Source organism: Nitrososphaerota archaeon (assembly GCA_027887005.1).
Classification (GTDB): Archaea; Thermoproteota; Nitrososphaeria; order Nitrososphaerales; family Gagatemarchaeaceae; genus UBA183.
On the sequence record JAPCJI010000003.1, the window covers coordinates 177,716 to 190,322 of the forward strand.

At 55.5% G+C, this 12,607-nt stretch carries 8 protein-coding genes and 1 tRNA gene; 7 read left to right on the forward strand and 2 right to left on the reverse strand.

The genetic code is table 11. The features are described 5' to 3' along the window. Window positions 1-95: 95 nt before the first annotated feature. The 6 genes from OK438_04330 (at window position 96) to OK438_04355 (ending at window position 8,847) form a co-directional block, all read left to right on the forward strand. On the forward strand, window positions 96-569 hold the full coding sequence (locus OK438_04330; GenBank protein MDA4124663.1) for an Hsp20 family protein: 474 nt from the start codon (window positions 96-98) through the stop codon (window positions 567-569). A gap of 13 nt (window positions 570-582) precedes the next feature. Continuing rightward, window positions 583-2,784 (forward strand): CDC48 family AAA ATPase, encoded by a 2,202-nt coding sequence (locus OK438_04335; GenBank protein MDA4124664.1) that lies wholly within the window; start codon window positions 583-585, stop codon window positions 2,782-2,784. Between the two features lie 54 nt (window positions 2,785-2,838). After that, on the forward strand, window positions 2,839-4,434 hold the full coding sequence (gene lysS / locus OK438_04340) for a lysine--tRNA ligase (GenBank protein ID MDA4124665.1): 1,596 nt from the start codon (window positions 2,839-2,841) through the stop codon (window positions 4,432-4,434). 1,129 nt (window positions 4,435-5,563) lie between these two features. Next, a tRNA-Arg gene (locus tag OK438_04345) sits at window positions 5,564-5,672 on the forward strand. A 45-nt stretch (window positions 5,673-5,717) separates the two neighbouring features. Next, on the forward strand, window positions 5,718-6,950 hold the full coding sequence (locus tag OK438_04350) for a hypothetical protein (GenBank protein MDA4124666.1): 1,233 nt from the start codon (window positions 5,718-5,720) through the stop codon (window positions 6,948-6,950). Window positions 6,951-7,944: 994 nt separating this feature from the next. Further along, window positions 7,945-8,847, forward strand: coding sequence for a site-specific integrase (locus OK438_04355; GenBank protein MDA4124667.1), 903 nt, complete (start codon window positions 7,945-7,947; stop codon window positions 8,845-8,847). Window positions 8,848-8,862: 15 nt separating this feature from the next. Here the strand turns inward: OK438_04355 and OK438_04360 are convergent, their stop codons facing one another. Together OK438_04360 and OK438_04365 are read right to left on the reverse strand one after the other, a co-directional pair. Then, window positions 8,863-10,179, reverse strand: coding sequence for a site-specific integrase (locus tag OK438_04360; GenBank protein MDA4124668.1), 1,317 nt, complete (start codon window positions 10,177-10,179; stop codon window positions 8,863-8,865). Window positions 10,180-10,357: 178 nt separating this feature from the next. Then, on the reverse strand, window positions 10,358-10,495 hold the full coding sequence (locus OK438_04365) for a hypothetical protein (GenBank protein ID MDA4124669.1): 138 nt from the start codon (window positions 10,493-10,495) through the stop codon (window positions 10,358-10,360). A 1,067-nt stretch (window positions 10,496-11,562) separates the two neighbouring features. Here OK438_04365 and OK438_04370 point away from each other — a divergent pair. Then, window positions 11,563-12,594, forward strand: coding sequence for a DNA cytosine methyltransferase (locus tag OK438_04370; GenBank protein ID MDA4124670.1), 1,032 nt, complete (start codon window positions 11,563-11,565; stop codon window positions 12,592-12,594). Window positions 12,595-12,607: the final 13 nt, after the last annotated feature.

Consider the following 12,607-nt stretch of genomic DNA (forward strand, 5'->3'; position numbering starts at 1 on the left):
CTCTGATTCAGAAGGATTCATAAAAGGGTTTAACTACACGTGATTAACAAGGTGTTAAGTAGATGAGCGAGGACAGGAGGAAGAATCTGCGGGACATGCTCGACGAGCTGGACAAGTACTTCGAGGATTTCGAGAAGGAGGTGCAGGAAGCGGTCAGGAGCAGCCTCTCCAGCGCTCGGTCGCAGTCCAAGCCCTTCATGGCAGGATTTTCATTCAAGCTCGGCCCCGAAGGAAAACCTACGATCCAGTTCTTCGGTGACAACCCGACTCAACACGACGGCTACAGGTCTCCCATGAGCGAACAGTTCGTGGACGAAAAGGCGGGCCTCCTCAGAGTGGTTCTAGACATGCCGGGAGTGGAGAAGGGGGACATAGAGGTCGATGCCACCGAGGAGAGTTCCGTTGTGAGGGCGGAACGCGGCAACAGGAAATATCGGGCCGAGATTCCCCTAAAGGTCGAAGTTGAGCCAGATAGCGGGAAAGCGGAGTATCGTAACGGGCTGCTCGAGATTTCGTTCTCATTGAAGGACAAGGCTAATAAGGGCTTCAAGAGGGTAAACATTGTCTGAGAGTGGTTCTGGAGTGAGCCAACAGCAGGTCCAGTTGAAAGTTCTTGAAGCTTACACCCGCGACGTAGGAAGGGGAGTCGCTAGGATTGACTACGACGCCATGGACGCCCTGGACGCATCTACTGGGGACGTCATAGAAATCAAGGGAAAAAGGCGGACCGTGGCAAAATGCCTGCCTCTGTATCCCTCGGACGAAGGCAGGGGGATCGTGAGGGTTGACGGTCTGATTAGGAACAACGCAGGCGTCGCCATCGGCGACGTGGTCGTGGTGAAGAAGGTCAAGGCACCGCCCGCCGAAAAGGTGGTCGTCGCGCCTCTGGAGGCGGTACCCCCCATAGACGAGAGGTATCTCGCGGATGCGCTGGAAAGCGTGCCGGTCACGAAGGGGGACAACATAATGATACCATACTTCGGAGGAAGGCTCACCTTCCAGGTCATCGGGGTCAGCCCGGTCGCTGAAGCCGCGCTCATCACCCAGAGGACCGTCTTCGTCATCTCAGAAAAAGGAGAAGCGCTCAGAGGAGTTCCTCAGGTGACCTACGAGGACATCGGGGGCCTGAAGGACGAGATCCAGAAGGTAAGAGAGATGATTGAGCTCCCGCTGCGCCATCCTGAAATCTTCGAAAAGCTGGGGGTCGAGGCGCCCAAGGGCATTCTTCTCTACGGTCCTCCGGGCACAGGCAAGACCTTGCTCGCAAAGGCGGTCGCGACGGAGAGCAACGCGCATTTCATCCCGATAAGTGGACCCGAGATCATGTCCAAGTTCTACGGCGAGAGCGAAGCGCGTCTTAGGGAGATATTCAAGGAAGCCAAGGAGAAGTCGCCCACAATCATTTTCATCGACGAGATTGATTCCATCGCGCCCAAGAGAGAGGAGGTCACCGGCGAAGTGGAGAGGCGGGTGGTAAGCCAGCTCCTATCACTCATGGATGGCCTCGAAGCAAGAGGAAAGGTGATTGTGATCGCGGCCACCAACAGGCCCAATGCCATCGACCCTGCGCTGCGCAGGCCAGGAAGGTTCGACAGGGAGATCGAGATAAGGGTCCCCGACAAGAAAGGCCGGCTGGAGATCCTGCTCATCCACTCGAGGCACATGCCCCTGGCCCAGGCCGAGGAGAAGCACGGAAACACGGAGGAGAAGCTGGTCGACATCGAGAAGCTAGCGGCCGTCACCCACGGGTTCGTGGGAGCCGACCTCGAGTACCTCTGCAAAGAGGCGGCCATGAAGACGCTCCGCAGGAACCTGCCTGACATCCAGCTGGAAGAGGACAGGCTCAGTCCTGAAACCCTTGACAAGCTCATAGTGACGATGCAGGACTTCGAGGACGCCCTGAAGGACGTGATGCCCTCGGCGATGCGCGAAGTCTACCTGGAGACCCCTGACGTCAAGTGGTCGGACATAGGAGGGTTGGCGAATGTGAAGAAGGAACTGCAGGAAGCCGTCGAGTGGCCCCTGAAGTACGCTGACCTTTACGACAAGATAGGGTACACGATGCCGAAGGGTATCATGCTCTACGGGCCTTCGGGGACCGGCAAGACACTGCTCGCAAAGGCGGTCGCGACTGAGAGCGAGGCGAACTTCATCAGCGTCAGAGGGCCCGAGCTCCTCAGCAAATGGGTGGGCGAATCGGAGCGAGGGATCAGGGAGATCTTCAGGCGCGCGAGGCAGGCATCGCCCTGCGTTATATTCTTCGACGAAGTGGACGCCCTCGCCCCGACCCGTGGCATGGGAGGGGACAGCATGGTGACGGAGCGGGTGGTCAGCCAACTGCTGACGGAGCTGGACGGTGTCCAGAGCCTGAACGGAGTAGTCGTCCTCGCGGCGACCAACAGGATAGACATTGTCGATTCGGCGCTCCTGAGGGCGGGGAGGTTCGACAAGCTGATTCTGATTCCGCTGCCTGACAAGGATGCGAGAAGGGAGATACTGAAGATCAACCTGAAAGGAGTGCCGACGGCCAAGGACGTCGATGTCGACAGGATCGTCGACATGACGGAAGGCCTCAGCGGAGCGGACCTGGCACAGCTGGCGAACAACGCAGTCTCCATCGTCCTCCAGGAGTTCATCTCGAAGTACCCGAAGCCGGAAGACGCGAAGAAGCACGTAGAGGAAGCCATAGTCGAGATGGAAGACTTCGCAGAGGCGACCAAGAAGGTTAGGTCGTCAAGAGATGGCAAGCCCATGGAGAAGGTCATGGCGCCCTACTACCGCTAGACGAAGCCGCTTCGCACAATCGATAATTACACGCTCGTTGCAAGCCTTACCAGATTGGAGCAAGCCAAGGTCATAGGGAGAGGCACCTGGCTCGACAAGGTCGCCCACGACACGGTCTCCAGGGAGAAGGAGTTGGGGAGGAAGCTTTCGCTCGTCAGGGTCGAGAGCGGCCTTGGAGCTTCAGGATTGCCCCACATCGGGAGTGTGGGGGACGCCGTCAGAAGCTACGGGGTGAAACTCGCCCTCGAAACAGCCGGCTACAAGTCAGAGCTCATCGCCTATTCGGACGATTTCGACGGTCTAAGGAAAGTTCCTGCGGGGTTCCCAGCCTGGCTCAAGGATTACATCGCGCACCCCGTATCGAGGATACCAGACCCGTTCGACTGCCACGGGTCCTACGCGGAGCACGTGGGGTTCCTCCTGCGCGACTCGCTGGATAAGCTCGGAATCGAGTACAGGTTCCAGAGCGGGGCCGAGGCCTACAAGTCTGGACTCCTGAACGAACAGATCAGGAAGATTTTGGCCCATGCAAAGTCGATAGGCAAGAAGATCAACGAGGAGGTGGGGCAGTCGAAGTACGAGGAGAGCCTCCCCTACACCCCAGTCTGCAAAGAGTGCGACAGGATCTATGTGACTCAGTCTCTATCCTTCAGCCCAAAGAAGGATACGGTCCACTACAAATGCGTGGGCACGAAGCTCGGGGACAAATCTGTGAAGGGATGCGGCCATGAAGGCGACGCCAAGATCTCCGATGGCAACGGGAAGCTGATGTGGAAGGTGGAGTTCGCAGCAAGGTGGGCTGCATTCGACATCAGGTTCGAGGCTTACGGTAAGGAGCTGACCGATTCGGTGAAGATCAACGACTGGGTCTCCGAGCACGTGCTGAAGTACCACCCGCCGTTCCACGCCCGCTACGAGCTCTTCCAGGACAAGTCCGGCAGGAAAATATCGAAATCTGTCGGGAACTTGGTAACTCCCAGCGAGTGGCTGGAATACGCCTCCCCTGAAAGCCTTAGGTTGCTCATGTACAAGCGCATCATAGGCACCAGGAACGTATCTCTCGAGGACATCCCAGTCTACATGGAGGACTTCGACGACCTTGAGGAGCAGTACTTCTCCAAGAAACGGGACCAGAACCCGATGAAGGACGCGAAGCAGAGGGGGCTCTACGAGTACACCACGCTGCTCAGAGTGCCGAGGGCCGGCGGGGTCCACGTCCCCTATCGGCTCCTCGCCCAGCTCGCTTCGGTGGCCCCGCGGAACGCGGTGGAGGATTTCATCGTCAAGCGCCTGAAGGATTACGGCATGGTGAAAGCGACGACGGCTGAGCTCACAACCAGGATCGCATGGGCTTCGAAGTGGGCGGCGCGAGAGGGCAAGCCCCCTGCACCGCCTATCAAGTTGAGTCCGAAGGCGAGGAATGCGGTCAAGGAATTCGCCGTCGCGATATCGAAGCTGAGCGACCCGGACCAGGTTCAGAACGCAGCATTCGAGGCGCTCAAGAGGAACGGGCTGACGCCGCGCGAGTTCTTCCCCGTTGTCTATTCGGTACTCCTAGGGTCTGACCGGGGCCCACGGCTGGGCCCCTACGTCATGGACGCCGGGCCCCAGGTAGTCAGCGATTCGCTTCTGAAGGCTCTCAGTGCTTGATTCCCGCGCCCGCCGAGTTCGACAAGTGCCCGGGGAATGGAATCCGAATTCGGTATTCCCTTCATAGAACGCATAACTATCGCGATTAATAGAGGCAGGTCGGATCCGTGGCGTAGCGCGGACAGGGGAATCGAATAGGGTTTCGTTCGTTCATTGGGCCTTGGTTGTTATAGGCACTCTTCGTTTGATTCTCACACGGCCATAGCCGCGACGCGCTGGGGCGCACCCTTGTCATTGGAAGGGCTTGATCCCGACTGGCCCTTGACCAGACTCGAATCATTCTCCTATTCGATCGGCGTGCTCCTCAAAGGAGATGGGTCTGTCTTCACGTCGACCGAGAGCCCGAAGGGTGGGCGAGCTAATCCTACCACAAGATACTATGTGGACCTACACGTGAAATCTCACAGATTCGCCGACACCTTCCGGAAGAATTTCGCCCAAACATTAGGTCGAAACCCAGTTGTTATCCAAGGTCCTAAGAAAGACGGATACTTCCTCGTAAGATACCTTTGTGCGGATTTTGTGAGGTGATGGCAGGCGCAAAGCCTCTCGGATCTGCAAAGGATTGCAAGCCGCTTTCCGAAGAAATACCTTCAAGGTAGATTCGACAGCGAGTCCAGCGTCGGAGATTACGTCGTGTACATGTGCGGCGCGGAAGACCATCGAGCCGTCCTCGAATTTGATCGTTCCCTTTGCCTCACGCTGGAGATGAGAGTAGGAAAGATTCTACCTTGCGGGCAAATTGGTGGGACCACTTGCATCAAGGGACGCCCGGTCATTTCCAAAATGCAGCGACTGAGATTTGGAGTCAATGCATCCGACTTCCTGGCGGTGTTGGGGATAATCAACGTACGAGAGAGGAATGAGAAGCTTCGAGCAATGATCAAAGGTCGAAAGTGGACCCCATGGAGAGGTGAGCTTAGGAAGATGGCGTTTGAACTCGAGGAGTTAGGCCTCGGCCCCAACGAAATACGAGCACGCCTGTATCGAAACCGCAATGTGACTATTCCGTACGGCACTGTGTATTCGTGGGTTCGACAAGGTGCAGTGACTTGGCAAGAACATACCGAGCAATAATCGGGCAGTCTTGGCCCCTATCGTTAATACTGACATCTTAGGAGGCTGAGATGGGCCCGTAGCCTAGCACGGATTAGGGCGTCAAGCGATGTGTCACGTAAGCCTGCGAAGCTGGAGTTTACGGCAACCAGAGATCGAGGGTTCGAATCCCTCCGGGCCCGCACCTATTCAGGTTCTAAAATAGGACCCCATATATCCCCCCCGACGTGGCCACCCTAGTCGTCGATGCCTTGACAGAGTTCTTCGACGCTATCAGGTCTCCGATCACGAAGGATAGGTACGAAAAGAGGCTCGATATCTTCTTCAAGTACGTCAAAATCTCGGGCGCGACGCTGAGGGATAAGGCCAACGCCTTCGCACCAAGGGCCAAACGGGACCCTCAGTGGGCTGCCGCATCCATCGCCGACTACATGCGATACCAGAAGGTAAGGGCGGAGAAAGGGGAGATTTCCGAGAGCACCGTTCCCCAGTTCTACAAGCCGATCAAACTTTTCTGCGATATGAATGACATCCTTCTCAACTGGAAGAAGATCACGAGAGGCATCCCGAAGGGGAGAAGGTACGGGGACGACAGGGCTCCCAGCGTCGAAGAACTAAAGGCGATACTCGCCTACCCTGATCGCCGAATTAAGGCCGTCGTGCTAACTGCGTCCTCTGGCGGACTAAGGAACGGTGCGTGGGACTATCTGAAGTGGGGTCATGTGACGCCGATCGAGCAGGACGGAAGGACAGTGGCTGCGAAGGTCCAAGTGTACGTTGGCACGCCGGACGCATACTTTACTTTCATCACTCCCGAGGCCTACGCGGCAGACCTCGACTACGTCAAGTACAGGGAGTCATGCGGAGAGAGGATCAGCAGAGATTCGCCGCTGATCAGAGACCTGTTCGTCCCTGACAGAGGAGGGAAAGGAGAGCCTCACATGCCCCTGCCTCTGAAGAGCTCCGGCGTTAAGAGGATGCTAGAGGACTCTCTAAAGGCGACAGGCCTGTGGAAGCCTCTGGAAGTGGGGAAGAGGAGACACGAATTCCAAGCCACTCACGGGCTCAGGAAGTTCTACAAGTCAGTTTGTGAGAGACACATGAAGAGCCTTCACGTCGAAATGCTCATGGGCCACGACGTCGGGCTAGCCGAGAACTATTACAGGCCCTCAGAGAAGGAGTTATTGGCCGACTACTTGCGGGCGGTAGGGGATCTAACCCTTATGACCTCGGTCCAGCAAGAACATTCCGCCAGCGACTTGGTGGCCGCTCTTTCCACTCAGAATTCTCAGCTGCAAGAACAGGTGAAAGTGCTTTCGGACCGCCTAGGAAGGGCTGAGGCCGTCCAAACTCAAGTTCAGGAAAAGCAGAAGCGAACGGATGAAATCATGAACCAGTTGTTCCTGGATCCGGAGTTCAAACTTGCGGTCAAAGATGCACTCGAAAAGCGGAGACGATAGGAATGATTGGAATCCCCCTCCGAAAAATGGGGTGTCGATCTTTGGGGCACGCAGCAACCACTCTGGAGGATGGATGTTGATGGGATGCCTTCGTCTTCACCTGTAAGCGCTTGCCGTCAAGAACGACGCTTGAGTCAACCACATCACTTTGGAAGCCACCTAGGGCTTCTTGGTTTTTCGAACAATCACGTGCTTGTCACCGTTTGATGATCTGAGGTCCCAGTCCAGATAGTCCCCCGGCTTGATTTCCAGTTGTTCAACAATGCCTTTGGGGATCACGCTTTGTAGAGAAGTGGTCCTCGGGTTGGCTCGTGAAACCTTCGACTTTGAGCCGGGAGTCACGGCAATAGTTTCAGACCAGAGCTATATAGGTATGGGCATACCGTCAGAGATATATACCCATTATCATAGGTATCTCCATGGGTATGCCGACGGTGCGAAGGAGCGAGGCGGAGTACTTGCAACGAGAGAAACTCCTGGAGTCGATATTGGAAACGGCTCACAAGTTCGGTTGGGATCTGCTGGAGTTCAGAATCGAATGGGCTTGTGGGTGTCGAGCACTGAGGAGGGGGACCTCCTTCTACATCGAGCCCTGTCGTAAGGATTGCTGCGAGATAGATCCGACTGTCGTGACCCGACCAAAGAAATGGAGCCAGCGAATCATCTCGGTAGCCGGCTCGGGGGAAACTTGATGGAGCCCACCCTTCGAATGTCATCCACTAGAACTAATGTTGTCCAAGATATGCCCAGTCGGCCTAGACCTCCAGAGCCTGATTTCATTAAAAAGCTTGGCGTCGAGGGCTGGCACAGTACATCTCGTCCTGTCGACAGGCTACTTGCCCATCTGGCCCGGAAGAGCAGGAGCGAAGCTACCAGACGGAACTACCTCTGGCATGTCTACTCTCTCTGTGAGGCGACGGGCAAACGGCCCGAAGAACTAGTGCGCCTGAACAGGACGGTTGCCGAGAGAGTGGTCCAAGGGCATACTGACTCCATGAACCAATCTTCCCCAACGTACGCAAACGCCGGGATAATCAGCCTGAGCGCCTTCTTCGGATGCAATGGGTACAAGCATTTCCGGGCCCTGGAACTCGAACGATACCACGTCCCCCGAAGGCTCAGAGTCAGACCAGAATATGTTCCCACGAAAGGAGAGGTGTACAGGATGGCGGATTCTGCGGGGTCCCTTCGAAATAGGGCGCTTGTCCTTACGATGTTCAGCAGCGGGTTCAGGAATTCTACCGTGAGAGCCCTTCTCGTCCAGGACGTGATAAAGGAAATTGAGAGGGGAATCCCGAACATTCGACTTCCTTGCTATCTAGGCATGAAGAAGGTGGTCCCGAATGGGTGCAAGGGGTCGATAGAGTACTACTCTTTCACTTGCGATGAAGCAACTGTCGCTTTGAGGCTCTACTTGGGCGAGAGAATTCGGAAGAACGGCGAAGTCAAAGGAGAGGAGCCGCTGTTCGCCTCCCTGTACAACCAGGTTCCGAAAGAGGAAAGGCAGTGGAAAGTCATGTCCGCAGGGGAACTCCAGGTCGTAGTCAAGGGAGCGGCGAGAAAAGCCGGCCTTGCCGAGTGGCACTCCGTGTACCCTCACTGCCTGCGGAAGTCGTACGAGACGATTCTACACACGCAACTCCTCGACGGAAGCAACATGGAAGTCAAGGTGCAGGAAGTATTCATGGGACACGTCCTGCCCAGGTCACAAGACAACTACTTTGACAGAAGCAAGACGGAATGGATGCGAATTCAGTATTCGAAGTTGAATTTCGGGCGTATCCTCATCACGGACAAGTTCGCCGTCTTGAGGATGGCTGTGGCGAGGGCGTTCGAAGGAACCGATCTGGACCCGGAACAACTCATCCTGGAATATGCGAAGAAGTACTCCGGATGAGTGAATTCTGGGTCGTCAGTCCAAATTGGGCCGACTGACGACGAGGCCACCGTCTCCGAGCTCAAACACTGGCTCCCAGCCGTCAAACAAGTAAGAATTCAGCTCTGCGCGCTTGATGAACTTGCGTTCTCGCACGATCCCTTTCCTCTTATCGCTGATGACCTTTCGAAGATGTTTCTTCTGTTCGGAAGATGAGGGGTCCCGGCCTAATTCTGAGATTTGCCTAGATCTCTCGACTTCGAGGTTTACCCCCAGCTCTGCGGCAAGACGCCTGACAAGCCTCGCCTCTGGGTCCAAGCTTCCTTCCAAGCGCTCGAACACAATCCTGAGATGCTCGGGATTGCGGTCGAAGTATGAGTCCTGTGACCCCGGGAGCTTGTGCCCTGCAAAGTAGAATTGATAGGCGGGATCGAGGCTGAAGTCGCTTGGCTGGTTCGCCAAGAACATCGTGAAGGTATGCCTGAGACTGTGCGGATGAACCGCCTTCCATCTGCTGAGGCCAGCCCGTCTCGCCGATTCCTTCACGACATGCTGAACCTCTCCTCGGCTCATGGTAGCCCTGTTCCTCCGTCGACGGTCCTTTATTCGAGTCCACTGAGATGAGAACAGTGGGTCTTCGTCTTGGATTGGGCCGAACGCGGCGACTCGGTCTTCGAGATACTCCCTGAGAACTTCTGTGACAATCGACAGTGCGAAAGTCTCGTACTCCAATCGACCCTTCGCGGCACAGGGCACATACTGCTTCATCTTCTCGCGGATTGGTATCATTAGCGTCCGTACACCTCGTTCGAACTCATCCCTGATGTCGCCATATCTGAGAGCCCGGAACGTGGAATTCCGCGGGCCTGCGAGCCCAAGAAAGAGCACCATTGCCCGGTTCCGGGAGCGGCGAGGCCAGGCATCCGCCATGCGGAGCAACTCCTCCACGGTGGGGACGTACTCGTCCCTGGTCCTCGAACGGGAGGGAACGGAAAGACTGGGGATGTCCAGCACCATTCCATTGGCAGCGAAGAATGTTTTCAACCAGATTGTGGGTTGATTCGCGGACCGCGGTCTTCCGCCTAAGTCGTTGAGCTCCTTTCTGAACTCGAGGAGGGCGGCCTTGACTTCATCTTCAGGCCTTTCAACAAGTTGGTCTGGGTCCATGCCGGTTCTACTACATAACCTGCAGACCGTCCCACAGATGTGCTCCTTCGAAGCTTCGCTGTCGGACCGATACATCTCCAGTCGCTCCAGGAGTCTGTTCACACTGACGTACTTGCTCTTCCATCGTTTGTGGCCGTTTCCGAGGTCGTTGATTGTAATGCCGAGGCGTTCCTTCCATTTCGACATCCCAAAATCGGGGTCAGTGATACTTGGATATCCTGAAATGCGTAACTGGGGTTGGGTTGTTGTCCTAATAGGGACAACCGTGGTTGCGCTTTTCGTTCGCCCCGATTGCCTAACTTCTCCTTTTTCGGCTACTTGGAAGGCGTCTGGAGTCCCAAACGTCTCGTCAACCTTCCCTTGGTTACTCGTCAGCCCGCTCACTCTTCTCTTCATCCATGGCTGCAATCATCTTGAGGAGTTGCATTCTCCATGCAGGAATGAGGTCGCTGGCCTTGCCCAGATGTTCCTCCTCCGGAGAAACGGTCGACTGTTCACTCAACTTGTTGGCCTTGCCTCAAGCACTCCCATATGGAAGGGCTCGATTCACGAAAACTACCCTCACCTCGCATCATGTCCCATGACATGAAGGATCGGTTCAATTCCTCCCAAATAAGTCTCGACAAGTAATTGGAAATTTGGCAAGATATCGGGTTGTCCAACAGGCGGTTCACTGTTTCGTCTATCTGGAATTAGTCAAGTGTTGGATAGCAGATGGCAGAACCGGGACGTTCCTCGAACGCCATCGTTGAGGCAGGTGCTAGCGTGCTAGAGTTGATGCGGAGACTCGAGAACCTGATGATTCTTTATAGCCACGGGAATCACACGGGTCAGACGGCGAAGGAAGTCCACGACCGCTTCAGAAAGCGATCGTCTGACCCGTCTCAGTAGGCTGTAATGTTCGTCGATGAGGTGAGGGGCTCCTCACGACAGCTCGAAACGAAGAGAGGAGGCTGCGGCAACACTTAACTCGAGGCATGAAAGAACACCTCTTCCGTCCATGCCACCGGTACGACTCCGAACGCCGAAGGCGCGTTCCATTCTGATGTCCAAGGTAAGACACTCCGGGACTACACCGGAACTCGTGGTTCGTGAGGTTCTCGACAATTGTGGCATCGCGTATAGAGTAGGCGAACGTGACTTGCCAGGCAGTCCAGACATTTCGAGTTCAGAAGACGGGTGGGTTGTGTTCGTCAATGGGTGTTTCTGGCACTATCATCGAGGCTGTTCGAGAGGGAGCATGCCAAAGTCGAATCGCTCATATTGGTCGAAGAAGCTAAAGGAGAACCGTCGGCGCGACGCCAAGAATCTCAAACTGACGAAGGCGTTGGGCCTTACTCCAATTGTCGTATGGGAATGCAGCCTTGCCGACCGGTCGGGTCTTGAGAAGGATCTGATTAGAGCAATAGGTGATGTCGTGAAGCGGAGATACCAACCGTGAGACCCGTTCTCCTCCAAACAGGGGAAGAAAGTGACTACGACTGCGAGAAGGGGATTCGATTCGACGATTGGGCCTATTTGAGGCTCAAACGACGGCTGAATGACGATTTCCCCCGCAAATTACGGACGGTGGACCTTTTCTCTGGGGTCGGGTCCCTCACCCTCGGGGTCTGGGAGGCGGCTCGAAGACATCATCATGGTCTCAAACCCTTGGCAGTTGATGTCGACACTCGACCACTCAGAGTGTACGCTCACAACTTTCCACAGGCCGAGGTTGTGGCACAGGACTTGACGGCGATGCTGGACGGTGAACTCAATTCGCGGCCTACTGAAAGAGAGAAGCGTTTCATTCGATATGTCGGTCCGATTTGGACTTTGCTTTCGGGAAGTCCGTGCCAAGGTTTCTGTCCCTTGAACAACTACACGAGGGGAAGGGACCGCAGAAACCGCCTGTACCTGCGTGCGACTAGATTGGCGGAGCTGGCTCAACCGACGAACCTCCTATTTGAGAACATCCCTGATGTAGTTAATGGAGACATCGACGTCGTGGAGCTTACAACTGCCACTCTACGCGAGCAAGGATATCATGTGGACAGCGGTACGATCGATCTAGCAGAAATGGGCCTCCCCCAACACCGGAGACGTCATGTGGTCGTAGCGTCGCTCAATGCGTCACCATCAATTCCGAGGGTGATCTCCAAGTACAAAGTGAAGAATCCTCGCACGGTGAAGTGGGCAATCGCGGATTTGGAGTCCAAGTGCCCATCTTCTAGCTTCGATACTCCTTCAGAACTTTCGCCGGAGAACAGGGGTCGAATTAGGTACTTGCATCGGAATGGCGAGTACGACCTGCCTGATTCGAAGCGCCCGAGGTGCCATAGGAATGGAAACCATTCGTATGGGTCGATGTACGGAAGATTGCATTACGACCTTCCAGCCCAGACGATCACAAGCGGGTTCACGTCGCCGGGACAGGGCAGGTTCGTACATCCTTCTCATGAGAGAACTCTGACGCCACACGAGGCTGCGCGCCTTCAGTTCTTTCCTGATTTCTTCGATTTCACACCAGCGCCGAACCGTTCGGCTTTGAAGGAAATGATAGGAAACGCGGCCCCGATGAAGTTGTCTTATGCCTTCGCCATGGAATATTTCATGGGCTAAGGCTAATACGCGG

Excerpts from the sequence above, each read along its gene's own strand:
- OK438_04330 (MDA4124663.1), top strand. The coding sequence starts at position 96 with ATGCTCGACGAGCTGGACAAGTACTTCGAGGATTTCGAGAAGGAGGTG.
- OK438_04355 (MDA4124667.1), top strand. The coding sequence starts at position 7,945 with ATGAACCAATCTTCCCCAACGTACGCAAACGCCGGGATAATCAGCCTG.
- OK438_04360 (MDA4124668.1), bottom strand. The coding sequence starts at position 10,179 with ATGTCGAAATGGAAGGAACGCCTCGGCATTACAATCAACGACCTCGGA.